The sequence below is a fragment of the Curtobacterium sp. VKM Ac-2889 genome (assembly GCF_015350855.1).
GTDB classification, from domain to species: Bacteria; Actinomycetota; Actinomycetes; order Actinomycetales; family Microbacteriaceae; genus Curtobacterium; species Curtobacterium poinsettiae.
Map to the genome: position 1 here is coordinate 350,356 of NZ_JADKSC010000002.1, position 24,648 is coordinate 375,003.

The window sequence follows — 24,648 nt, forward strand, 5'->3', positions numbered from 1 at the left end:
GTCACCGTCCCGTGTGGGTGGTCAGCTCGGACGTGCGGGTCAGGAACCCGATGATGAACCCGAGCCCCCATCCCACGTGGATGCAGGGCAGCACGACGAGCAGCCAGAGGAGCGTCGGCAACCCGGAACGGCGCGCCACCGCGACCGACCCGAGCACGACGAAGAGCAGGTAGACGACGGGCACCACGAACCCGAGCAGCGCCCAGGCGAGCGGGGCGGCCAACACGGCGCCGACGATGCCGACGAGCCCGGCGACGATGCCCAGGGCCATCGCCGCGACCATGGCCGGCGGCACGAAGTACCGCAGCCCGTTGTTCGCCGGGAACCGACGGGCGAGCTCGCCGCGCCAGAGACCGGTGGCGACGAACTGCCGCACCAGGCGCTTCAGGCTCGGCCGCGGGCGGTACGTGACGACGAGCTCCGGCGTGAACCAGACGGTCCCGCCGGTCTGCCGCAGCCGCCGGTTGAGCTCCCAGTCCTGTCCGCGCTTGATGCCCTCGTCGAAGAGTCCGACGTCGAACAGCCGCTCCCGTCGGAACACGCCGAGGTAGGCGGTCTCGGCCGGGCCGGCGGTGCCGCCGACGTGGTGCGGCGTACCACCCAAGCCGACGCGACTGCCGTACGCCAGTGCGACGGCCCGTTCGAAGGGGGTCCGGCCCTCGGCGCGCATGATGCCGCCGACGTTGTCCGCACCGGAGTCCAGGAGCGTGCGCACCGCGATGCGCGTGTAGTCGGTGGGCAGGACCGAGTGCGCGTCGACACGGATGACGACGGGGTGCACGGACGCCCGGATCGCGACGTTCAGACCGGCGGGCGTCGAGCCGGCCGGGTTGTCGATCGCGCGGATCCGCGGGTCGGCTGCGCTCATCTCGGCGACGAGCTCGTTCGTGCCGTCGATCGACGGTCCGAGCGCGAGGATGACCTCGAACGGGCCCGTGTAGTCCTGGTCGAGCAGACTGCCCACGGCGGACCGGACCTCGGTGACCTCGTTGAGCACGGGCATCACGTACGAGACGCCCGGCAGGGGCTGTCCGTCTGACTGCATGCGTACCTCGGGGTGCTGGCTGGCGGCACGGGACGCACCGGGGCGGTGCCGCCCCGCAGAGCGACCATGAGCCTATCAAGAGGCCGAACCGCTCACCTGCGTCGGCGCGGGACGCACCCCGTGACGGACAGGAGGCCCGGCGCACGACGTGCCCCGGGCCTCCTGTCCGCCGTGTGGTGGCGTCAGCCCTTGCTGTCGAACGTCCCCAGCTTCACGTCGGCCTGGCGGGTCTGGCCGTCGCGGATGAAGCTGATCGTCGTCGAGGCGCCACCCGCGAAGAAGCGCACCTGCGCGGTCAGGTCGGTGGCGTTCGAGACGGACGCCGAGCCGATCTTGGTGACGACGTCGCCCTTCTGCAGACCGGCCTTCGCCGCGGCACCGCCGTTGGAGACCGACTTGATGAGAGCGCCCACCTGCGTGGCGCTGGCCTCGTCGGTGGCGTCGCCGACGGTTGCGCCGAGGAGACCGTGGGTCGCCGAACCGTTGTCCTTGATCTCGTTCGCGACCCGCTTGACCAGGTTCGCCGGGATCGAGAAGCCGACGCCGATGCTGCCGGCGGCCGACTCCGACGACGACGAGCTGCCGGCCGAGGCGATGGCCACGTTGATGCCGATCAGGCGGCCCTTCGAGTCGAGCAGTGCGCCGCCGGAGTTGCCCGGGTTGATCGACGCGTCGGTCTGGATGACCGGGAGCGAGACCGTGGTGTTCGCCGACGAGCTGCTGCCGTTGTCCCCGTTTCCCCAGAAGTCGAAGGGACCCGAGCCGCCGTTGCCGCCCTCGTTCGAGTCGCCGCCCTCGCTGGGGGCGCTCGAGGTGACCTGGATGCTGCGGTTCAGCGTCGAGACGATGCCGTCGGTGACGGTGTTCGACAGACCGAGCGGAGCGCCGATCGCCACGGCGGTGTCGCCGACGTTGAGCTTGGACGAGTCCGCGAACTCCATCGGCTTGAGGTCGGTCGCGTCGATCTTGATGACCGCGAGGTCGACCGTCGGGTCGGTGCCGATGAGCTTGCCCGCGTAGATCTTGCCGTTCGAGGTCGTCACGGTGATGCGGCCGTTCGAGCTGTCGCCGTCGAGGGTGACCACGTGGGTGTTGGTGACGATGTAGCCGTCCTTGCTCATCACCACACCGGAACCAGTGCCGGCCTCGTTGCTCGCTGACACGTTGATGGTGACGACCGACGGGGTGGCCTGTGCCGCGACGGCGGTGACCACGGTGGCGGAGTCGTAGTCGTTGACGGTCAGGTTGCCGCCCTGCGACGAGCCGGAGGACACCACGCTGCCCCCGTCGTTGGTCGCCGACGAGGCGAGCCACCCGGCGCCGCCACCCACGAGCCCGGCAACGACGACACCGGCGATGACCGGCAGGAGCAGCTTGTTGCGGCCCGAGCGGTCCTTCGTCGTCGTGGTCGCGGCTGCGCCGGAGGCGTCGTCGCTGAAGTAGTGGCCGTTGCGCTGGTTCGAACCGTCGACGTCACCGAAGCCGCTCGTGGCCGACTGCGGGGCCGGTGCGGACGCGGTCGCGTACTCGGAGGACGAGCTCGGCGCGGCCGAGGACGTCGGCTGGGCGTACTCGCCGTAGCGGGGACGGTCGCCGACCGGCTGGCCGTACGGCGACTGCTGGCCGTACGGCGACTGCTGGCCGTACGGCGACTGCTGGCCGGCGGGGTTCTGGGGCTGCTGGCCGTACTGGCTCTGCTGGCCGTACTGCGACGGCTGGCCGTACTGCGACGGCTGGCCGTACTGGCTCTGCTGGCCGTACGGGTTCTGGCTCTGCTGGGCCTGCTGGCCGTACTGCGACTGCTGTCCGGACGGGTTCTGGCTCTGCTGCGGCTGCTGGCCGTACTGCGACTGCTGAGCGGAGGGGTTCTGGCTCTGCGGAGCCTGCTGACCGGACGGGTTCTGGCTCGGCTGCGACTGCGACTGGCCGTACGGCGACGTCTGCTGCCCGTAGCCGCCCTGCTGCGCACCCGAGGAGTCACCGGAGACGGCTGGGTACGGCGCGGTGTAGCGGTCGGTCGGGTGCTCCGTCGACGACGGGATCACGTCCGTGTTGTCCGGGGACGTCTCGTCGCTCCGGTTCTGGTTCTGGTTCTGGTTGTGGTTCTCGTCCTGGTTCGGGCGAGGGGTCTCGTCCGGCTGGTCGGAGTCGTTCGGCATCGACGTGTTCCCTCTCGTGGCCGCTGCTGCGGCGTCCTCACTGGCGGCAGGCGGAGCCGCATCGTCCGGACGGCGGTCGTCGCCCTGCCCGTTGGGCGTGGTGTCGGTCATGCTGGACGTGCTCCTTTCAAGCTCGTGCAGTCTGTCGCAAGCACCTGAGCGGTCCTTCTGTCGAGGCTGCGAGCCACCCCTGGCGATCTTATGCGTGCGCTGAACGGCGGGACCCAGTCCACCGCGGGACGGACAGCTAGGTTGGGGACCGTTCAGCGCGACACGTCGTCGCCCGCACCGGAGGGAACCACATGCGCCAGGCAGGACCGTGGCTGCGAGCCGCCGACGGAGCGATGCTGCTGGGCCCCGACGGGGTCCCCGCACCGACGGTGTTCGCCGAGATGAGCGCCCTCGCCGCCACCACCGGCGCGGTCAACCTGGGGCAGGGCTTCCCGGACGAGGACGGTCCGGCCGCGGTGCTCGAGGCCGCGGTGCAGGCGATCCGCGACGGCGCGAACCAGTACCCGCCGGGCCGCGGTACCCCCGACCTGCGAGCGGCGATCGCCGAGCACCAGCAGCGGTGGTACGGCCTCCAGGTCGACCCCGACCGCGAGGTCCTGGTCACCGCCGGCGCGACCGAGGCGCTGGCCGCGACGCTCCTCGCCCTGGTCGAGCCCGGCGACGAGGTGATCACCTTCGAGCCGTTCTACGACGCCTACGGGGCACTCGTCCGGCTCGCCGGCGGCGTGCACGTCACGGTCCCCCTCACCGCACCCGACTTCCTGCCCGACGAGCGGACGCTCCGGGCGGCCTTCACCGACCGCACCCGCGCCGTGCTCGTGAACACCCCGCACAACCCGACCGGACGGGTCCTGCCCACCGAGGTCCTGCAGACGATCGTCGACCTGGCCACCGAACGCGACGCCGTGATCATCACCGACGAGGTCTACGAGCACCTGACGTTCGACGTCCCGCACACGCCCATCGCCACCCTGCCGGGCGCCGCCGAGCGGACCGTCTCGGTGTCGAGCGCTGGCAAGACCTTCAACACGACCGGCTGGAAGATCGGCTGGCTCACCGCTCCCCCGGCACTCGTCGACGCGATCACGACGGTCAAGCAGTACCTGACGTTCGTGAACGGCGCACCCTTCCAGCCGGCCGTCGCCGTGGGCCTCCGTCTGCCCGACACCGTGTTCACCGGCATCGCCGCCGACCTGCGCGCGAAGCACGAACTGCTCGCCGACGGGCTGACGGCAGCGGGCTTCGACGTGATGCGACCGGACGGCGGGTACTTCGTCCTCGCCGACGCCGCCCCCCTCGGGTACGACGACGCCCGCGCGTTCTGCCTCGAGCTGCCCGCCCTGGCCGGGGTCGCCGGGGTGCCGGTCTCGGCGTTCGTCCGCCCGGACCACGTCGCCGGGTACCGGTCCCTGGTGCGCTTCGCGTTCTGCAAGCGTCGGAGCGTCCTCGAGGACGCCGCCGCACGCCTGGCGACCCTCGGAGCGCGCCCACGCGCCTGAGACGCGACCGCGTCGGGACGCGACGGACGTGTCAGCGCTGCCCCGGGCCTCCAGGCAGGGTGCGCACGGACACGTCGTAGCGCCGCAGCGACAGCGACGGGTTCACCCGACGGACGGTGTCCGTCACGGTGGTGTCGATCGTGGCGGTGAGCATGCCCGGCGCGGCGCCGGCCGAGGCGACCGCGACGCCCGACGGGTCGAGGACGACCGAACCGCCGATCCCGATCGGCGGCGTCTGGCCGACCCCGACGACCCAGACGGTGTTCTCGATCGCACGTGCGGTGAGGAGCGTTCGCCAGTGGTGTTCCTTGCCGGGGCCACGCACCCACTCGGCAGGGAGCACGACGACGTCGGCCGCACCGGTCTCCGGGGCGGCGAGTCGACGGGTGACCTCCGGGAACCGCAGGTCGTAGCAGGTCTCGAGACCGATGCGGAGCCCGCCGAGCGTGAAGACGGGGAGCTGCTCCGGGTCGCCGGACTCGATGCGGTCGGACTCCCGCGAGCCGAACGCGTCGTAGAGGTGGACCTTCCGGTACGTCGCCGCCAGGTCCCCAGAGGGGAGCACCGCGACCAGGGTGTTCCGGAAACGCTGTGGCGTGTCCGCCGACTCAGCGACCCCGACGACCAGGGCGATGCCCGTCGCCCGGGCGATGTCGCGGAGGCCCGTGACGAACGGGCCGTCCAACGGCTGTGCGGCGGCCACGAACCGATCGTCGATGTCTGCGGAGAAGTACGAGGTGTACTCCGGCGTGACGAGGAGGTCCGCGCCCCGGGCTGCCGCGTCGACGGCGGCGGTGCGCACGGTGGCGAGGTTGGCGACGGGATCGTTCACGGGGGCGAACTGCGCCGCCGCGATCGTGAGGGTGGCCATGCGGCGAGCGTACCCGGGGGCCGGCACACGAAGAAGGCCCCGGTCCTGTTGGACCGGGGCCTTCATGTGACGCTTGGTTGCGGGGGCAGGATTTGAACCTACGACCTCTGGGTTATGAGCCCAGCGAGCTACCGAACTGCTCCACCCCGCGGCACGTTTAGAAGCCTACACGGGGCCGTGGCGGGACACAAATCGAGTGCCCCGCCACGGTGTGTCAGTTGTCGTTCTCGGCTGCTGTCGCTGCCTCGATCGCGTCCTGGAGGCGCTGGTCGGCTTCCGCCGCAGCGACCAGGTCGTTGTCGGCGTAGGCCTCCTGGCGGTCCTGCAGGGCCGCCTTGGCCTCGGACAGCGCCTTCTGCAGCGCGTCGTTGTCGGTCGAGCCGGAGCCCGTCGAACCACCGGTCGAACCCTCGCCCGAGCCCTCGCCCGACCCGGACGAACCCGAACCGGAGCCCGCGTCCGAGCCGGATCCGCTGCCGGAACCGGAACCAGAACCGGACCCGCTGCCGCTGCCGCTCGCACCGGAGTCACCCGCTGCGGCGCCCGAGTCACCACCGAACAGCGAGTTCAGGGCCTCGTCGAGGGTGTCCTCGAACGCGATCTTGTCACCGAAGGCCACCAGGACCTTCTGCAACAGCGGGTAGGAACCACTCGAGGTCGACTGGACGTAGACGGGCTGGACGTAGAGGAACCCACCACCGACCGGGAGCGTGAGCAGGTTGCCCTGCTTCACGGTCGAGTTGCCGCGCTTCAGGATGTTCAGCTCCTGCGACACGTTCGAGTCACCGTTGAACAGGCTCTGCACCTGTCCGGGCCCTGGGATGTTGTCGGTCTTCGGCATCGTCAACAGCGTGAGCTTGCCGTAGCCCGACCCCTTCTCGCCCTTGCCGGCACCACCTGCATCGGAGTTCACCGCCAGGTAGCCGGTCAACACGTTGCGGTTGTTCGCGCCCGCGGTCTGCTGTGGGATGTACGTCGTGTACAGCGAGTAGGCGGTCCCCTGCCCCGGCACCTTCATGGTCAGGTAGTACGGGTCCTGCAGGTTCGCGCGGTTGGCCGTCGTCGTGGTCTGCGCCCCGAGCGCGTTCGTCGACGTCGCCGCGGTGTCGGCGTCACTGTCGGACGTCGCCGTGCTCGTCGGTTCCTGCGGGGTGTTCCACGCGTCGTCACCCGAGTAGAACGAGTTGGCGTTGGTCACGTGGTACGTGCCGAGGATCGAGCGCTGCACCTTGAACAGGTCGGTCGGGTACCGCACGTGGTCGAGGAGTTCGGCGCTCATGCTCGACACCGGCTTCATCGACGTCGGGAAGATCTTCTGCCACGTCTTCAGGACCGGGTCCTTCGTGTCCCACGTGTACAGGGTCACCTTGCCCGTGTAGGCGTCGACCGTGGCCTTCACCGAGTTCCGGATGTAGTTCACCTGGTCGGTGCGGTACGTCGAGGACTCGGCACCCGCGATGCTGTCCGACAGGCTCTGGCTCTGCGAGTACGGGTAGGCGTCGCTCGTGGTGTAGCCGTCCACGACCCACTGGATGCGGTGGTCGACGATCGCCGGGTAGGCGTCGCTGTCGACGGTCAGGTACGGCGCCGCCTTCTGCACACGGGTGATCGGGTCGCGGTCGTAGAGGATCTGCGAGTCCTTGTTCACCGCGTTCGAGAGCAGGATCTGCTCCGACTGGAACTTCGCGGCGTAGACGAGCCGGTTGAAGAAGTTGCCGAGGCTCGGCCCGCCGTTCCCGGCGTACGTGGTGGTGGCGTTGCCGCCGTTGTCGTCGTCGGAGCCGGACGGGTAGTCGAGCTCGACGTTCTTCGTGCCCTTCGGCGCACCGACGATCGAGTACGGCGGCGAGGTCTCACCGAAGTACACGCGCTGCTGGAAGTCGCCCAGCGCACCGTTCGACGGGATGCCGGACTCGAGGAACACCGGCTTGCCGTCACTCGCGCGCTGGTTGCCGTAGGCCGCGGTGACGCCGTACCCGTGGGTGTAGACGAACGCCCGGTTGTACTGGGTGTTCGCGGCCGAGCTGAGGCCGTCGAGGTCGATGTCGCGGACCGCGATCACGGTGTCCTCGGTCTCGCCCTTGACGTCGTAGCGGTCGACGTCGAGCTCCTTCGGGAACTGGTAGTACTGCCGGTACTGCTGCAGCTGGCTGAACGTGTCGGAGACGATCTTCGGGTCGATCAGGCGGATGTTGGCCGTCGTCTGGGCGTCCTGCGCCAGTGCGCCCGAGCTCGCCTCGGTCGTGGCGTCGTAGTTCTGCTCCTCGACACCGGCGACCCCGTACGCGTCACGGGTGGCCTTGATGTTCCGCTCGATGTAGGCGGACTCGAAGGTCCGCTCCGAGGGCTTCACCTGCAGCCGCTGGACGACCCACGGGTAGATGCCGCCGATCACGATCGCGGCGACGAGCAGCAGGCCGGTGCCGACGATCGAGATGCGCCAGCGGCCGATGACCGCCGTCAGGATGAAGAGCAGCGCGACGATCGCTGCGATGCCCGCCATGATCTCGCGACCCGGGATTACCGCGTTGACATCGGTGTACTGGGCACCGGTGATGAGCGAGTTCGACTTCGTCAGCGCCGCGTACTGGTCGAGCCAGAGGCTGACCGCCTGCAGCGCGATGTAGAGCGCCGCAGTGACCGCGAGCTGGATGCGCGCAGCGCGGGAGATCCGGACCTCACGACCACCGAAGCGGAGTGCGCCGTAGAGGTAGCTCGCGGCGAGCGCGGCGAGTCCGGCGATCAGGACGACGGCCGACGAGTAGGCCACGATCGAGCGCCAGAAGGGCAGCTCGAACACGTAGAACCCGATGTCCAGGCCGAACTGCGGATCGGTCTTGCCGAACGGCGTCCGGTTGAAGTACTCGAGGACCATGCTCCAGCGGCCGGCCGTCGAGAGCCCGGCGAAGATGCCGAGCACCACGGGGATGCCGATCATGACGGCGCGTCGCAGCGGCTCGATGACCTGCTGGTAGCGGTCGAGCTGCGAGTTGAGCTTCGCGTAGACCGGACGGAACCGGAACGCGAGCGCGATGCTCACGAAGACCGGGACCGCCATGCCGAGGAAGCCGGCCACGAACATCAGCGTGCCGGCGATCCACCGGGTCGTGAGGACCTGCTGGAATCCGAGCTGCGCGAACCACGCGTAGTCGGTGTACAGGCTGGCGAAGATGAAGAAGGCGATCACCAGTGCGGCCAGCACGATGATCGTGACCACGATCGGGACCCGCGGCGAGCGCCGCCCCGAGGTGGACGAGGTTGTCGTCACTTGATGTGCTCCAGACGTGTCGGACCGGCGGGCCCGGCTCGCGGCGGGCCGTCAGTGACACTGATCCTATGGGACCGGACCGGGCGTGAAGCTGTACGGGGGCTCAGGGACGGGTCAGGAACCGCAGCGGGCGAGCTTGGCGGTGCTCTTGCCGTCGGCGATCGTCTGCAGGTCGGTGACCGCCTGGTCGAGGGTTGCGACGCTGTAGACGTCGAGCCCGTCCGGCACGTGCCCGACGACCTCGTCGCAGTTGTCCGCGGGGGCCAGGAAGACCGTCGCACCCGCGTCGGCCGCCCCGTAGAGCTTCTGGCGGATGCCGCCGATGGGACCGACCTCGCCGTCGGCGGTGATCGTTCCGGTACCCGCGACGTGCTTGCCGCCGTTGAGCTTGCCCGGCGTGATCTCGTCGATGATCCCGAGCGCGAACATCATGCCGGCGGACGGCCCGCCCACGTCCTGCAGCCGGATAGACACCTTGAACGGGAAGTCGTAGCGCTCGGTGACGCCGACGCCGAGCAACGCCGTGCCCTGCTCGCTGCGGGGCGTGACCCGGAGCTCCTTCGTCGCGCCGCCCCGCTCGACGGTGACGGTCGCGGGTCGCGAGGTGCCGTGCTGCGCGACGGCTTCGCGCAGGCTCGTGGCGTCGGCGTTGGTCGTGAGCGACTTGCCGTCGAACGCCGTGATCACGTCACCCTTCTCGATCGCACCGTCCGCTGCCGAGCCCTCCTGCACGGCGCTGACCTCGAGCTGGGTCGGCAGGTCGTTCCCCTGCTGGATGAGCGCGGCTGCGACGGCCGACTGCTGCGACGCCTGCATGTCCGCGGAGTCACGCTCGTTGACCTGCTCGGTGGTGGTGCCGCTCGGGTAGATCGCCTCGACCGGGATCACCGCCTGCGACCGGGTGAAGATCGCGCGGATGACGCTGGTCCACGACGGGCGGTTCGTCGCGTCGCCCTGGATGCCGACGGTGAGCATGTCGAGGGCACCCGCCGTCGGGTACGTCTCGTGCCCGGAGACCTGGATGAGCTTGACGTCCTTCGCGTCCTTGCCGGTGCCCTGCTGCTGCGTGCCGATGGTGTTGTAGACCGGTCCGGGCACCTCGATGAGGTACGGACTGGGCAGCAGGCTCGCCAGCAGGCCCAGCACGACGGCGCCGATCAGGAACGCCCACCCGACCCTCCGGGCACGCGAGCGACGACGGGGCGCGGGGGCGAAGAGGGTCACGCGGGGTCCTTCCAGATGGGCACCCGCGCCTGGCGGCAGGGTGGTCGCCCACGCCTGGCAGCGGGGCTGTTCGCCCTGGGCGCAGCACTTCGGGCGTTCCCACGGGGGCATCCCAGGTGCGGCCCCGTGAGCAGCGATTAGCGTAGTCGGCATGCCTGATGAACCACAGCCGGGGCCGGACGACGACTTCCAGGAGATGCTGCGCAAGCTGCTCTCGGGCGAGGGGCAGATCGACCCGTCGCAGCTCGCCGGTGCCGCCGGTCTGCCGAACGACCCGGCCTCCGTGGCGAACCTGATGAGCCAGCTCCAGCGCGCCGCGCAGTCCGGCGGCGACGGCATCGACTTCTCGGCCACCGCCGAACGTGCAACCGCCATCGCCCGCGACGGCGGTCACGCAGTCGACCCGGCCACCTCGCAGGCGGCCGACCAGGCGTTCCAGGTCGCTGCACTGTGGCTCGACGAGGTGACGACGGTCGCCGAACTGACCGCAGCCCCGAGCCTCTACACGCGTGAGCAGTGGGCGAAGGCCACCACCCCGGTGTGGACGCAGATCGCCGAGCCCGTCGCCTTCAGCATCGCCGACGCCCTGACCGAGGCGATCGACCAGCGTGCGCCCGAGCAGCTCAAGGCGATGCTCGGGGACGTCTCGAAGGCGATGCGCGGCATCGGCGGAGCACTCTTCGCGATCCAGCTCGGCCAGGTCGTCGGGCAGCTCTCGAAGGAGGTCGTGTCCGGCGGCGACGTCGGCGTGCCGCTCCTCGACGAGCAGGTCGCCGCGCTCCTGCCGCAGAACGTCGCCGAGTTCGCCGAGGGCCTCGACGTCTCCGAGGACGAAGTCCGCATCTACCTGGCCGTCCGCGAACTCGCGCATGCCCGGCTCTTCCGGTCGGCACGGTGGCTCCGGCTGCACATCATCTCGTCGATCACGGACTACGCGCGGGGCATCCACATCCCGTTCGACCGCGTCGAGGAGCTCGCGGCCGACATCGACCCGACCAACCAGGAGCAGCTGCGCGACGCACTCGCCTCGGGTGCCCTCATCCCGCCGCGCACTGCCGAGCAGGACGCCGCACTCGCGCGGCTCGAGACGATGCTCGCGCTGGTCGAGGGCTGGGTGGACACGGTGACCGCCGCGGCGACCGTCCGTCTCCCCAAGGCCGGAGCGATCGCGGAGATGGTGCGGCGTCGTCGGGCCGCCGGTGGCCCCGCCGAGTCGGCGTTCGCCACGCTGGTCGGCCTGGAGCTGCGTCCGCGCCGTCTGCGCGAGGCCGCGGCGATGTGGCAGCGGGTGACCGACGAGCTCGGTGCCGAACAGCGCGATGCCCTGTGGGCACACTTCGACCTCGTGCCGACCTCGGACGACGTCGACGCGCCCGACGCCCTCGTCGCACGGCTGCGGAACCCGTCGCAGACCGACGAGGACGACGCGTTCGACAAGGCACTCGAAGACCTGCTGAACGACTCGACCGGAGCACGCCCGCACGAGGACGAGTCCGGCCACGTGGCCGACGACCCCGAGGGCGGATCGGGCGACGGTCCAGGGGACCACACGGGCGACCAGCCCCGCTGAGTTCTCCACAGATCCGCTCCGTGACCCCACGCGTGCCGCCCACTCCGGCACCGTGGGGTCATGGGCATCCGCATCGATCCGACACTCGAGTTCGTCTGGCGTGACCCCGCCACGGTCCAGCTCGGGGTCGATCCCCCGCGTGCCGTCGTCGCCGTGCCCACCACCGGGGAAGAGCGGTTCCTCAACGGCCTCCGGCGCGAGACCGGGCACGACGTGCTGTCCGGCCTCGCGGTGGCGTCGGGCTGCTCCCCGGAACGTGCGGCCGGGGTGCTCGGCGCAGCGTCGCCCGCTGTGGTCGAGGTCCTGCCCGAGCCGCTCGAACGCATCGAGGTGCACGGCCCCGGCACGCTCGCCGACACCGTGGCGACGTTCCTGACCGGCGAGGGCGTGACGGTCAGCCGAACCACCTCCCCGGCCGGGGGTCCCATCACACTGCCCGACCCGGAACCCCGGCTCGCGGTGGTGGTGGCCGACCACGTGGTCGACCCGGCGCTCCGTGCCGCGTGGACCCGTCGTGGCGTGCCGCACCTGGCGGTCGTGGTGGGGGACGGCCGGGTCCGCCTCGGGCCGTTCGTCGTGCCGGGAGCCGGCCCCTGCCTGCAGTGCGCGGAGTACGCACGCGTCGACGACGACCCGGCCTGGCCGGCCATCGCGGCCCAGGTCTGGGGTCGGCACCCGGCGCCGCTGTCGCCGTGGCGGTCGGCGGCGGTGGCCGCAGCCACGGCACGGATGCTGCTGGAACGGCTCCCGCTCCGGACGCAACGTGCCGAGCCCGACCAGGTCGTCTTCGAGCGGGACGACCTGTCCGTCAGCCGTTCCCCGGTCCGGCCCCATCCGCGATGTGCGTGCCGAGCGCTGCCAGGAACCGACTCGGAGCCCGGGCTCCCCCACGCGTGGACCCCTGTTGCGACCACGTGATCGTGACGGATCGGCGGGCGCGGGTCAGCCCGACGTAGAACAGCCGTCGTTCCTCGTCCACCTCGGTGTCGGTCGACGCGTGCGAGATGGGCAGCAGCCCCTCGGCGGCGCCGGCGATGACCACGTGCGGCCACTCCAGACCCTTCGACGAGTGCAGCGTCGCGAGCGTGACGGCGTCGACCTCGGGTTCGTGGTGCGTCGCCGCGCGATCGACCAGGTCCTGGGTGAACTGCTGCATCGTCGTGCCCGCGGGGGCGTCCTCGGCCAGGCCCATGATGGCCTGCAGCGCCTCCCACTGCTCGCGCACTGCGCCCGTGCCCTCGGGCGGCGTCTCCGTCCAGCCGCTGACCTGCAGCACGAGCCGGACCCGTCGGGTCAGCTCGTCGTCGGTCTGCCGGATCGCCTCGCCGCGCATGTGGTGGACGGCGAGCTTGACCTCCGGGCGGTTGAAGAACCGCGTGCCGCCCTGCACCCGGTACGGGATCCCGTTCCGGCCGAGGGCGGACTCGAGCGCGGCGGACTGCGCCCCGACGCGGAAGAGCACGGCGCAGTCCCCGAAGGACGCGCCGGCCCCGACGAGCTCCGCGATCCGGCGGGCGATGGTCTGCGCCTCGTCACCGTCGTGGACGCAGGCCAGCACGACCGGGTCCGGGCCCGGTTCCTGGCTCTGGGCCACCAGGTCGAGCGCCCCGGGCTGACCGCGCATCAGCGTGTTCGCAGCGGACACCACCTCGCGCGTGGAGCGGTAGTTGCGTTCGAGCCGCAGGACCGATCCGCGCGGGAACTCCGACCCGAACCCGAGCAGGTAGTCGCTCGACGCCCCTGCGAACGAGTAGATGGTCTGACTGGCGTCGCCGACGACGCACAGGTCGTCGCGCCCGCCGAGCCAGGCGCGCAGCAGGTCGTGCTGCACCGGCGAGACGTCCTGGTACTCGTCGACGACGAAGAACCGGTACTGCTGCCGCACGTACGACGCCACACGGGGCTCGGACTCGACCATGCCGAGGGTCGCCAGCAGGACGTCCTCGAAGTCGAGCTGCCGCCGGTCGTCCTTCAGCCGCTCGTACGCCTTCATCAGGTCGATGACCCGGCGCGGCGTGGTGTCGCGCGGCATCACCCGGTCAGCGGCGGCGGCCTCGTACTCGTCGAGCGAGAGCATCTGCACCTTGCGCCACTCGACCTCGGCGGCCAGGTCGCGGAGCACCGGGGTGTCGACGTGCATGCCGACCGTGTCGGCGGCGTGCGCGATCATCCGCCCCTTGGACTCGACGATCTTGGGGGCGTGCCCGCCGACGGTGTCCGGCCAGAAGTAGCTGAGCTGCGCCATCGCTGCGGCGTGGAAGGTGCGTGCCTGCACCGTCCCGGCACCGAGCGCGCGCAGTCGCGACCGCAGCTCACCAGCGGCACGGCTCGTGAACGTCAGCGCGAGGACGTGGTTCGGGGCGTAGGTCCCCGTGGCGACCCCGTAGGCGATGCGGTGCGTGATCGCACGCGTCTTGCCCGTCCCGGCACCGGCCAGCACCGCGACCGGTCCGAGCAGTGTCCGGGCGACCGTCCGCTGCTCGGTGTCGAGCGCGGCGAGCAGTTCGTCGGGCGACGGCGGACGGGGTTCGACAGCCCCTGCGCCGGCTGTGCCGCGCGGACCGGCGACGCTCACGGCAGGTCCAGCGGCCTGCCGTACCACTCCTCGATGATGGCGCGGGCGATCGAGGTGCGTCCGGGCAGCAGCAGGGTGTCCCCGGCACGCTCGCGGATCTCGTCGCGCGAGAACCACCGCACGTCCAGGATCTCCACACCGTCGGGGCGGGCGGTCGTCGGGTCACCGCCTGCTGCACGCGCACGGAAGCCCACCATCAGCGACGCGGGGAACGGCCACGGCTGCGAGCCGAGGTACTCGGGCTCCTCGACGCGGACGCCGGATTCCTCCCAGACCTCGCGGCGGACGGCGTCCTCGAGCGACTCCCCCGGCTCGACGAACCCGGCGAGGAGCGAGTACCGGTCGGCGTCCCACGCGGCGTTCGAACCGAGCAGGATCCGGTCGTCGGCGTCGACCACCCCGACGATGATCGCCGCGTCGGTCCGGGGGAACAGGTCGTGCCCCTCCGGGTCGCGACGGACCCATCCACCGCTCACGACGGCGGTGGGCGATCCGGTGCGCGGGGAGAAGCCGTGCACTGCGTGCCAGTTGGCCATCGCGACGGCTTCGACCGCCAGTCCCTGGTCGCGCGGCGAGAGCTCGGTGCCGAACATCCGGAGGCTCTGCCAGGCGTCGTCGTCGGGTTCGATGGCGGTTGCCGTCGCGCTGTCGATCAGCGCAGCGACGAAACGGGTCCCCGCCGCGGCGTCCGGGGCGTCCGAGACAGCTCGGCCGAGGTACAGGGTGACGGTCTCGACCGGGATCTGGGCCGCGGTCACGAAGCGCAGGGTCCCGTCGGCGTTCCGGAGCATCTCGGCGCCGCGGACCGGCAGGTACCGGGTGCGCTCGTCCTGGCGCAGGACGCGCTCGAGGTCGTCGGTCGTGCGGAACTCGGCGTCGCGGTCGAGTTCGTTGCGGGAGAGCGGGAGCCGGGCGGCGAACTCGACGGTCACGGCGGGAGAGCTCCTCGGATCGGGTGCGGACGTGCAGGAGACGTGCGGTGGGCGTGCGGGCCGCCGAACAGCGTGGCGTGCAGCCGTGCACGCGTCACGCGCCTACCCTGAGGGGCATGGCGGGATCCCAGTTCACTCTAGCCGCGTTGGCGACGACGGCCGTTCCAGGTCTCCTCGTCACGGGCACGCGCACGCTCGGCTCGGCCGCGGCCGGCGACTACGAGTCGGCGCTCCTCCGCGACGCCGACGGCACCGAGATCGTCATCCGCCGCCCCCGGAACCAGCGCGCCGAGGCCCGCCAGTCGGCCGACCTCGTCGCAATCCGGGCGCTGAGCGCCGGGATCCGCACCCGCCTGCCGTTCGGGGTCGTCGAGTACCGCGGCCAGGCACCGATCGGATCGACGCGCGCCATCGTCACGACACGGTTGACCGGGACCCACCCGACGCTCGCGTCACTCGTCGAGCACCCCGACCTCGCCACCAGCGTCGGCCGTGCCGTCGCCGCGATCCACCAGCTGCCGACGAGCTTCGTCTCCGACGCGGGCCTGCCCTCGCTCACACCGTTCGAGGTGCTCCGGTCCGCCGTCTCGGTGATGGACCGTGCCGTCGCGACCAAGCTCGTCCCCGCCGCGCTCGTCGAGCGTTGGGAGGGCGCCGCACGCGACCAACAGCTCTGGCAGTTCACGCCGACCGTCGTGCACGGCTCGCTCGGCACCGGCGCCCTGCTCGTCGACGGTGACGCGGTCACGGGGATCCTCGACTGGGGCGAGCTGCGGCTCGGCGACCCGGCCAAGGACCTCGCCTGGGTGCTCGCCGGCCGTCGCGACGCGTTCGACACCGTCCTCAGTGCCTACGAAGCGAACGGCGGCGGTCGCGACCGCCAGCTCGCACAGCGTGCACGTGTGCACCACGAGCTCGAGACAGCGCACTGGCTGCTGCACGGCGTCCAGGCGAAGAGCACCGAGGTCGTCGACGACGCCGTCGCGATGATGCACCGCCTGGTCGACGCTGTGCACGCCCCGAGTGCGGAGCCGCTGCAGTCCGTGTCGCCGGAGACGATGGAGATCGGCGAGGTGGAGCAGCTGTTGTCCTCCACCGAGCGTCGCCACGGCTGACCCCGGATCGCGCCGCCGAACGTCGGTCACGACTCCCCGCTCGGTTCCGCCGGGCGGTCACAGATCGTCGGCTGCGTCGCGTCCATCCGACGGTCTGTGACCGCTCGCTGCACCGAACGCGGGGTGTCGTGACCGGTTCCGGTCGTCGGCTCGCGTCCGGGACGCGACCGTCTGGAGGCCCGGTGCCGGTCGTCGGCTCGCGTCCGGGCCTCCAGGGCGGAGCACGACCGGCGGAGCACAACCGGGCGGAGCACGACCGGCACAGCGCGCTGCAGGCGCAGGGCGGCGACACGGCAGGTGCGGTTCTTCCGGCACATCCCGTCAGGCGCGTCCCGCGGCGGGCGCCGCGCGCGACACGGCAGGCTCGGCAGGTCCGGCGCGGCCCGCGCCGGACGCACCGCGGGCGGTCGCGCGCGCCTTCCGCCCGCCGCGGGACGTCAGCTGCCGATGGCCTCGGACCACGCGCGCTCCAGGCCGGCGCGGTCCAGCAGCTCGGACGGACGGACCTCGAGGTCGTCGGCGACGAAGTAGAACACCGCGTCGACCTGGTCGAGCGGCCGTCCGGTGAACTCGGCGTACGCGACGCGGTACAACGCGAGCTGCAGGGTGCGACGAGCCAGGTCGTCTGCCCCCGAGGGAGCCTTGCCCGTCTTCCAGTCGACGACCTCGGCACGCCCGTCGATCTCGTAGACGGCGTCGAGCTTGCACACGACGCTGTGCCCGAGGAACGGGATGTGGATCTCGCGTTCGACCTCGATCGGTGTCAGCCCGGCCCACCGTGAGCGGGCGAACGTCGCCTGGAAGTCCGCGAGTCGGCGGGCGTCGTCGTCGGTGACCACGGCGTCCGGCGATGCGTCGACGAGGTCGTCGGCGTCGAGGTCGAGCTCGCCGTCCCAGACGTCGAGGGTCTCGAGCCCGCCACCGCTCCGCGCCCGCTGCTCCACCCACTGGTGGAAGAGCGTGCCGAGACGGGTGGCACGGTACGGTCGCTCGGGCATCGGCCGGCGGAGCCGCTCGGCCACGGAGTCGGGTTCGGTCAGGTAGTCCTTGAAGCCCGACGCCGGGACGCGGTGCGGGACGGCGACCGCGTGCTTCGCGTTCCGGGTGGCGTGCCGCTCGGCGAGCAGCAGGTCGATGTCGGCGGCGAAGCGCCCGGCGGCTCCGGGGTTCGCGTTCCGCACCCGCTCGGCCGCGGCCAGGACCCGCGGCGCCCGCTGCCCGAACGGCACGTGCGGCCAGGTCTGGGTCGCGCCGCTCTCCCCCATCGGGTTCTCGTCGTGCACCGTCGTCTCCGGGATCGCCGCGCCGTCGATGACGTCGGCGTCCACCAGGTCGCGCAGGTAGCGGCTCGGTTCGGTGGGTCGGACCCCGCCGGCCCAGAACGAGCCGGACACCAGCAGGTCGTGCTTGGCGCGGGTCAGGGCGACGTAGGTGAGCCGGCGTTCCTCGTCCTCGTTGCGGGCCTTCACCTGTTCCTTGAAGGCGTCGATCGCCGTGGTGACGTCCTTCTGGGTCTCCTGTCCGCGCCAGGCGAGCCGGGGCAGCTCCGCGGCGTCCCCGCGGAACTCGTACGGCAAACGGCCGAACCCGAGCCAGCCGGACGAGCCCTCCTGCGGACGCGCGGGCAGACCGCCCTCCACCATCCGGGGCACCGCGACGGCGTCCCACTCGAGCCCCTTGGACCCGTGGATCGTCAGGATCTGCACGGTGCCGGCCTCGGGCTCCTCGGAACGCGGGCCCATGTCGTCACGCCGGGCTGCGGCGTCGATCCAGCCGAGGAACGAGCCGAGGTCGGCGCGGTCGTCGGTCGACACGAAGCCGGCGAGCTCGTCGATGAAGGCGTCGAGGTACGCGCCGCTGCCCTGTTCGTGCGCGGCGACCTCGATGTCGAGTCGCATCTCCTGCACGACGAGCGTCACGAAGTCGACCAGGTCACTCCCCGCGCGTGAGCGGAGCATCGCGAGCTGCCCGCCGAGCGCGCGCATCCGGCTGCGACCGGCGGCGGTGATGCCCTCGAGCGCACCGTGCTCGTCGGGCGCGGTCGCGACGAAGTCGAGCGCGTCGACGATCGACCCGTGCTCCCCTGCGGCGACCGAGGCCCGGAACGCCGCGGTCAGGTCGTCGTCGAGACGCTGCTGGGTGTGGTCGCGCTGGAACAGCCACCGGGCGAGCTGGTGCAGGGCGACGATGTCCGCCGCGCCGACCCGCCACCGCGAGCCCGCGAGCAGCCGGATCAGGTCGTTGCCGGCCGCCGGGTCGTGCAGCACGCGCAGGCATGCCACCAGGTCGACGATCTCCGGGCGCTGGAGCAGCCCTCCGGTCCCGAGCACGTGGTAGGGCACCCCACGTGCTCCGAGCGCCGCTGTGAACGCCGCGAGGTCCTTCCGGGCCCGCAGCAGCAGCGCCATCGAGCCCGCCGGGGCCCGCCGACGGTGGTCCTGGAACCACGCCGCGACCTCGTCGGCCTCTTCCGGCAGGGTCTCGGGGAACACCAAACGCACCGTGCCGGCGTCGGCGCCCGGTCGTGGCGAGAGCCGTTCGACGTCGACCTCGGACGCCTCGGACAGCGGCGCCACGATCGCGTTCGCCCCCGCGAGCACGTCGACCGGGTTCCGCCAGCTCGTCGACAGCGCGAAGGTCACCGGCTCGGCCACGCCGGGTTCGTCGCCCCCGAAGTCGTGCGGGAACCGGGCGAGGTTCGCCGCACTCGCCCCACGGAACCCGTAGATCGACTGGTGTGGGTCGCCGACCGCCATCACCGAGTGCCCGCGGAACAGCCGGGCGAGGAACCGGGTCTGCACCACCGAGGTGTCCTGGTACTCGTCGAGGAGCACCACGCCGTACCGACTCCGCAGGTCGTCGACGACGCGCGGTGCCGACTCGGCCGCGGCGAGCGCCAGGGCGATCTGGTCGGAGAACTCCACGAACCCGCGGTCGACCTTCTGTCGACGGAACTCGGCGACCAGGTCGGCCAGGGGTTCGAGGGCGCCGATGGCGGCGACCGCGTCGGTGATCGCCTTGTACGGCTTGCCCCGGTTGCCGGGGAGTTCGAGCAGCTCGGAGAACTCGATGGCGAACCGGCGCAGGTCTTCTGGTTCGACGAGGTGTTCGGAGGTGGCGCCGGCGAGCGCGACCACGGCGGCGGTCAGGGTGTCGACGTCGCGGTCGAGTCCGGCGAGCCGGTCGTCGCGGGCGGCCACCACGACCCGACGGGCGAGCTGCCAGGCCGAGGGTTCGGTCAGCACCTGGGACTCGCCGTCGCGGCCGACGAGCAGGGCGTTCTCGCGGAAGACCGCGTTCGCGAAGGCGTTGTACGTCGAGACGGTGGGCGCTTCGAAGGCGTCCCCCGGGGTGATCAGCCCGACGTCCTCGAGCGCGCGGATGCGGTCGTTGATGCGGACCGACAGTTCGCCGGCGGCCTTGCGGGTGAAGGTCAGGCCGAGGACCTCGTCGGGGCGGACGAACCCGTTGGCCAGCAGCCAGACCACGCGCGAGGCCATCGTCTCGGTCTTCCCGCTGCCCGCTCCGGCGACGACCAGCGCAGGCACGAGCGGCGACTCGATGACGGCGCGCTGCTGGGCGGTGGGACGGGGGCGGCCCAGCGCGTCGGCGATGGCGTCGGCACCGTGCCGGATGACGGGCGGCGCAGCAGCAGCAGCCGTGTCGGTCGTCTCGGTCGGGTCGCTCACCAGGTCACCTCCGCCACCACGTGGATCCGGCACTCGACCCCGGTCCGGGCCTTCTCGCAGTGGTCGTCCACGTTCGCCACGAACGTCCGGCCGGCCATGCCCCGCGCCACACCGTGCAGGCGCTCGCGGTACGCCTCACGCGCCTCGGCGTCGAACGCGTGCTGCGTCCGCTCCGAGAAGGCGTGGCCACCGCGGGGGTTCTGGACGAAGACCAGCCGTGCATCGGTCATCGGGGAGCCGGCGGGTACACCGTCGACCGCGCCGTCCTCGACCGCGAGTTGGTAGGCACCGAGCTGCGGGTGTTCCGGCATGTCGTTCTTCTCGCTGGGCATCGAGCGGCCGGTCTTCAGGTCGACGACGCTGACACGGCCGTCGGGGTCGACCTCGATGCGGTCGATGCTCCCCCGGATGCGTGCTGGACCGGTCACGAGCGCGAACGAGGTCTCGGCGCCGAGCAACTGGCGCCCGGCGCTGGCGAAGGTGCGGAGGTAGTCGCTCAGTCCCTCGATCATCCGCCGCGTCCGCGCGCGCTCGCGGTCGGCGACCCAGGGCGACTCGAACGTGAGCTCGTCCCACCGTGACTCGACCCGCTCCCACAGCGACTCGACGTCGATCTCGGTGGCGTGCTCCATCGCTTCGTGCACGATGGTGCCGATGCCCATCGCCGGGCTCGGGGCACCGCCACCGAAGGTCTGCGCGAACCAGTGCACCGGGCACTCCTCGAAGGTGCCGATCCGTGACGGCGACACCGACACGGCCGGCGCGACGGGCTCCCCGCCCTCGACCTCGGGCACGGGCTCGGCGTCGAGGTCGACCAGGGGTTCGTCGGTGGTCGGCTCGGCGAGTCCGTACCACTCGTCCGGAGCCGCCCCGGGTACCTCTGCCTCGGCCAGGCGGGCCAACGCGGACGCGGCTTCGTGGTCGCCGGAGCCCACCACCCGTCGGCGCAGCGACCCGGCGAGCCCGCGCAGCGACAGTGGATGAACGGTCGGCTGGCGGTCCGGCGGGACCGGGACGAGACGGACGAAGGGCGACGGTGACTCGTCGTCGTTCGCGACGGTGCCGATGACGACCTGCGTGGTCGCGCGGGACACCGCCCGGGCGAAGAGTCGGAGTTCGTCGGCGACGACGGCGGCGCGGTCGTCGATGGGCGAACGCTCGACACCGGCGGCCGCGCGCACCAGGCCGTCCGGGTCGAGCAGGCTGCCGCGCACCCGGGTGTTCGGCCAGACACCGTCCTGCAGGCCGAGCACCACGACCACGTCGCACTCGAGTCCGATCGTCGCCGAGGGGGTCAGCACCCGCACACGGCCGGCGGTCCGGTCGGGGCCGATCGAGTCCTCGGGCAGGTCGGCACCGAGCAGGTCGTCGACGAAGACCCGCGCGGGGGCGTCCGGCGTGCGCTCGACGAAGCGCTTGGCGGCGGTGAACAGGCCGACGACGGCGTCCAGGTGGCGGTCGGCCTCCCCCGCACCCACACCACCGGCGGCGGACTGGGCACCCCACGACTTCGCGAGGCCACTGCGTTCCCAGAGCCCCCAGAGGATCTCCTCGATGCTCGACCCCGCATCGGCGTCGGCACGCGCCTGTACCAGGCTCCGGGCAAGTCGGGTCGCACGCCGCGCGAACCCGGCGTCGACCGTCGCCAGTCGCTCCGGTGCGCCCAGCGCCTCGACCAGCAGTTCGTCGGCGGTGCGGCTGCCGTCGCCCGCGAGCTCCTCGCGCCGCAGTGCGAGCCGGAGTCTGCGCATCGCCAGGGTGTCGAGGCCGCCGAGGGGCCCCGTGGCGAACGCGGTGGCCAGGGCGGCGTCGAGCGGCAGGACGTCGAGCGCCACCGCAGCCGCGTCGAGCAGCGCCCGCGCCGCGGAGTCGTCGCGCGGACGGACGGGCGCCGCGCCGGCGGTCGCAGGGACCTCGGCCACGGAGAGCGCCCGCACGAGTTCCGGGATGGCAGCGCCGCTCCGGGTGACCACGGCCATCCGGTGCCACGGCACGCCGTCCAGCAGGCGGTGTTCGCGGAGTCGACGAGCGATCGCGACCACGAGGGCGGACCGGCTGGCAGCCTCGAGGTGGACGACGGCGTCGGACCGCGCGTCCTGGTGGCTCGCCGCGGCGCTTCTCTGTCGTCCGGCCGCCGCGGTGCCGATGCGGCCCGTGATGCCGGAGACCAGGGCGCGGATCGGCGCGGGGTGCCGGTGCACGGCGCCGAGGAACAGCTCGTCGACGCGGTCCACCCCGAGTCGTACGGCGAGCCGTCCGAGCACGTCCGGTTCGGCGCCGCGGAACGCCGAGGCAGCGATGTCCGGATCGCCGAACGCGACGATCTGCACCCCGGAACGCGCGAGGGCTCCGAGCAGGGCGATCTCGCCCTCCACCAGTTCTTGCGTGTCGTCGACGACGACCAGCCGCAGGGCGGCGATGCTCGCGGGGAGCTCGTGCCGCAGCACCGCGGCGGTGGCGTACGCCACGAGCTCGCCGGAGTCGAGTCCGGTCGGCCGGAACGCGGTGACCGAGGCGCGGTAGTCGTCGACGAAGTCACCCACGGCGTGCCACTCGGGTCGACCGAGCTCGTCGCCGAGTTCGCGCATGTCGTCGGGCTCGACACCAGCGGCGACCGCGCGCATCATCACGTCGCGGAGTGCGGTGCGGAACCCGGCGCGTTCACGGACGACCGCGGTGATCGGGTCGGGCCAGGCCGGACCGGCTGCGTCGAGTTCGTGCCCGGCGAGCAGGTCGGCGATGATCCGGTCCTGCTCGCCACCGGTCAGCAGCGTCGGGGGTTCCTGCCCCTGCACCGCCGCCGCGTGCGTGACGATCTGGAACGCCAGGGAGTTCACGGTGCGTGCGAGGGCCCCGGGAACGACCCGGTCGACCGTCCGCGCCAGTCGGTCGCGCAGCGCCGTCGCCGCTGTGCGTGCCGAGGTCAGGGCCAGGACCGTCGCGTGCCCGTCCGGGGTGATCGCATCGGGGCGGTGCAGGCGGTCGGCGACCAGGCGAGCGAGCGTGGTCGTCTTGCCGCTGCCCGGGGCGCCGATCACCGCACCGTGGCGGCCGTCCGGCAAGGCGAGCACCGCAGCCTGCGAGGGGTCGTCGACCAGTGCGCGCGCGAACCCGGTGTCTTCGGGAGCGGGCATCAGCGTGGTCTGCGGCACGCTCGTACGGTACCGAGGACCGCCGACAGCACCGCCCCGGACGCGCGGGGCACCGGTCGTCCGACCGCCCGAGTGCGCCCGCGGCGAACGGCCGATGCCGCACGGGACCGCTCGGATACGCTGTGCTCGTGGACATCAAGATCGGCATCATCAACAGCCCGCGCGAGATCGCGTTCGAGACCGCCCAGACCGCGGACGAGGTCGAGAAGGCCGTGTCCGAGGCGCTCACCGCGAAGTCGACGCACCTGTCGCTGCAGGACGACAAGGGCCGTCGCTTCATCGTCCCCGTCTCGGCCCTGGCGTACGTCGAGGTCGGCGCGGAAGAGGCACGGCGCATCGGCTTCGTCGCCTGACGACGTGGAACTGCTCTTCGCCGTCCTCGGCGGCATCATCATCGGCGCGGTCGCGCACGTGATCCTGCCGTGGCGGTCGAACCGCGGCGTGCTCGTCGGCCCTGCTGCCGGCGGCATCGCCGCAGCCGTCCTGTGGGAAGCGCTGACCTGGGCCGGGTGGCGGTACGACGGCACCTGGATCTGGGTCGTGGCCCTCGTGGGGGCCGGCGTGGTCGCAGTCGTGGTCGAGTGGCTCCTCGGAACCCGGCGCGACAAGGGCGACGCCGCGTACTACGAGCAGCTCAAGACGCGCGGCGCCTGACACCCGAGCAAGCCCGACACCCGAGCAAGCCAACGATCGAGCAAGCGTGACGCTCGATCAAGCGTGAAGCTCGAGCGGGCCTGCCGCTCAAGCCGTCAGGCCGAGCGCGTCCATCCGTCGGGTGTGCGCGGCGATGAGCTCGGTCCAGACCGGCTCCAGTCGCTCCTGGTCCTCACGGGCGTGCGACGCCAGGGCGGACCGGGCGACGAGCAGGGTGTCGCCCACCAGACGCCGTCCCCACATCGCCAGGCGCGATCCGATCTGCGGGTCGTCCTCGATGTGGGCAGTGAGCTCCTCGACGACCGCCGCTTCCTCGCGCGCGTCGAACACCGAACGCAGCCGCTGCCGCACGTCGATCGGCAGCGAGCGGAGCAGGTTGCCGAACAGGTCGTTCAGGATGCCTGCCGTCACGTAGCCGGTGAGCATCGACTCGTACCAGTCGGCACCGCTCGTCCGTTCGAGGAACAGGTCGATCGCCTCGCGGTGCGGTGCCATCAGCGCCGCCGGGTCCCCGCCGGTGCGCTCGATCTCGGCCACGATCGTGCGGTGCCGCTCGAGCGCCGTGGTCGCGAGCACCCCGGTGACCAGACGGCCGGAGAGCGTCGGTGCCGAAGCACCGGCTCGTCCCATCGTCTCGTAGACGGAGAGCTGCAGGTAGGCGGCCTGCCCCAGGTAGACATCGAGCTCCGGGGTGACGTCGTCGAGCGCGAGCCGCTTGACCTGTGCTGCTCCGCGCGGGTTCCGCGACGCGAGCCATGCGGCAGCGAGCTGCGCCGCGCGCTTCCGGTTCCACCACGACACCACCCGACCAGCATAGAGGGCACCCGCCGGTCACCCGCCCGACGCCCAGCGGCGCCCGGAGGGCGCCCGCCCCGACGTCCAG

The 24,648-nt window shown here is 71.8% G+C and carries 16 protein-coding genes and 1 tRNA gene; 6 read left to right on the forward strand and 11 right to left on the reverse strand.

The genetic code is table 11. The features are described 5' to 3' along the window. Position 1: 1 nt before the first annotated feature. Positions 2-1,045: a glycosyltransferase family 2 protein gene (locus ITJ50_RS07480; protein ID WP_194590230.1), complete on the reverse strand. Its 1,044-nt coding sequence runs from the start codon at positions 1,043-1,045 to the stop codon at positions 2-4. A gap of 182 nt (positions 1,046-1,227) precedes the next feature. Next, positions 1,228-3,315 carry a S1C family serine protease gene (locus ITJ50_RS17350; RefSeq protein ID WP_228499421.1) on the reverse strand — a complete coding sequence of 696 codons (2,088 nt, stop codon included), beginning with the start codon at positions 3,313-3,315 and terminating at the stop codon, positions 1,228-1,230. A 191-nt stretch (positions 3,316-3,506) separates the two neighbouring features. On the opposite strand from ITJ50_RS17350, the gene ITJ50_RS07490 reads away from it, so the two are divergent. Next, complete coding sequence (locus ITJ50_RS07490) at positions 3,507-4,715, forward strand: aminotransferase class I/II-fold pyridoxal phosphate-dependent enzyme (RefSeq protein ID WP_071251158.1); 1,209 nt, start codon at positions 3,507-3,509, stop codon at positions 4,713-4,715. 31 nt (positions 4,716-4,746) lie between these two features. Here ITJ50_RS07490 and ITJ50_RS07495 read toward each other — a convergent pair whose 3' ends face one another. The 4 genes from ITJ50_RS07495 to ITJ50_RS07510 all read right to left on the reverse strand — a co-directional run bounded on the left by ITJ50_RS07495 (position 4,747) and on the right by ITJ50_RS07510 (position 10,078). Next, positions 4,747-5,586 (reverse strand): carbon-nitrogen hydrolase family protein, encoded by an 840-nt coding sequence (locus tag ITJ50_RS07495; RefSeq protein ID WP_194590231.1) that lies wholly within the window; start codon positions 5,584-5,586, stop codon positions 4,747-4,749. A gap of 74 nt (positions 5,587-5,660) precedes the next feature. Next, positions 5,661-5,737: transfer RNA gene (locus ITJ50_RS07500), tRNA-Met, on the reverse strand. A gap of 63 nt (positions 5,738-5,800) precedes the next feature. After that, positions 5,801-8,854, reverse strand: a complete 3,054-nt coding sequence (locus tag ITJ50_RS07505; protein WP_236559552.1) for a UPF0182 family protein — start codon at positions 8,852-8,854, stop codon at positions 5,801-5,803. A 114-nt stretch (positions 8,855-8,968) separates the two neighbouring features. Further along, positions 8,969-10,078, reverse strand: coding sequence for a PDZ domain-containing protein (locus tag ITJ50_RS07510; RefSeq protein ID WP_042539187.1), 1,110 nt, complete (start codon positions 10,076-10,078; stop codon positions 8,969-8,971). A 151-nt stretch (positions 10,079-10,229) separates the two neighbouring features. On the opposite strand from ITJ50_RS07510, the gene ITJ50_RS07515 reads away from it, so the two are divergent. Both ITJ50_RS07515 and ITJ50_RS07520 read left to right on the forward strand, forming a co-directional pair. Further along, positions 10,230-11,648: a zinc-dependent metalloprotease gene (locus ITJ50_RS07515; RefSeq protein WP_031259664.1), complete on the forward strand. Its 1,419-nt coding sequence runs from the start codon at positions 10,230-10,232 to the stop codon at positions 11,646-11,648. A 60-nt stretch (positions 11,649-11,708) separates the two neighbouring features. Then, positions 11,709-12,566 carry a TOMM precursor leader peptide-binding protein gene (locus ITJ50_RS07520; protein WP_052481803.1) on the forward strand — a complete coding sequence of 286 codons (858 nt, stop codon included), beginning with the start codon at positions 11,709-11,711 and terminating at the stop codon, positions 12,564-12,566. On the opposite strand, the gene ITJ50_RS07525 is transcribed toward ITJ50_RS07520, so the two are convergent. Beyond that, the gene (locus ITJ50_RS07525; protein ID WP_017887034.1) at positions 12,457-14,223 is read right to left on the reverse strand and encodes an ATP-dependent helicase; all 1,767 of its coding nucleotides are present in this window, start codon (positions 14,221-14,223) and stop codon (positions 12,457-12,459) included. The two genes, ITJ50_RS07520 and ITJ50_RS07525, sit on opposite strands and share 110 nt — an antisense overlap. Next, positions 14,220-15,155 (reverse strand): NAD(+) diphosphatase, encoded by a 936-nt coding sequence (gene nudC / locus ITJ50_RS07530; RefSeq protein ID WP_194590232.1) that lies wholly within the window; start codon positions 15,153-15,155, stop codon positions 14,220-14,222. The genes ITJ50_RS07525 and nudC overlap by 4 nt, the downstream gene beginning before the upstream one ends. A gap of 116 nt (positions 15,156-15,271) precedes the next feature. Here nudC and ITJ50_RS07535 point away from each other — a divergent pair, with 116 nt between their 5' ends. Continuing rightward, the gene (locus ITJ50_RS07535) at positions 15,272-16,270 is read left to right on the forward strand and encodes a phosphotransferase (protein ID WP_140448453.1); all 999 of its coding nucleotides are present in this window, start codon (positions 15,272-15,274) and stop codon (positions 16,268-16,270) included. A gap of 437 nt (positions 16,271-16,707) precedes the next feature. Here ITJ50_RS07535 and ITJ50_RS07540 read toward each other — a convergent pair whose 3' ends face one another. Together ITJ50_RS07540 and ITJ50_RS07545 are read right to left on the reverse strand one after the other, a co-directional pair. Then, the gene (locus tag ITJ50_RS07540; protein WP_194590233.1) at positions 16,708-19,959 is read right to left on the reverse strand and encodes an ATP-dependent DNA helicase; all 3,252 of its coding nucleotides are present in this window, start codon (positions 19,957-19,959) and stop codon (positions 16,708-16,710) included. Further along, entirely contained in the window at positions 19,956-23,111 is a 3,156-nt protein-coding gene (locus ITJ50_RS07545) for a PD-(D/E)XK nuclease family protein (protein WP_194590234.1), read from the reverse strand. The genes ITJ50_RS07540 and ITJ50_RS07545 overlap by 4 nt, the downstream gene beginning before the upstream one ends. A 128-nt stretch (positions 23,112-23,239) precedes the next feature. Between ITJ50_RS07545 and ITJ50_RS07550 the strand changes: the two genes are divergently transcribed. Together ITJ50_RS07550 and ITJ50_RS07555 are read left to right on the forward strand one after the other, a co-directional pair. Then, positions 23,240-23,464 (forward strand): DUF3107 domain-containing protein, encoded by a 225-nt coding sequence (locus ITJ50_RS07550; protein WP_031259670.1) that lies wholly within the window; start codon positions 23,240-23,242, stop codon positions 23,462-23,464. A gap of 4 nt (positions 23,465-23,468) precedes the next feature. Beyond that, a complete protein-coding gene (locus ITJ50_RS07555) occupies positions 23,469-23,765 on the forward strand; it encodes a hypothetical protein (protein ID WP_140448450.1) in 297 nt (98 codons plus the stop codon). An 87-nt stretch (positions 23,766-23,852) separates the two neighbouring features. Here ITJ50_RS07555 and ITJ50_RS07560 read toward each other — a convergent pair whose 3' ends face one another. Then, on the reverse strand, positions 23,853-24,566 hold the full coding sequence (locus tag ITJ50_RS07560) for a ferritin-like fold-containing protein (RefSeq protein ID WP_231564082.1): 714 nt from the start codon (positions 24,564-24,566) through the stop codon (positions 23,853-23,855). Positions 24,567-24,648: the final 82 nt, after the last annotated feature.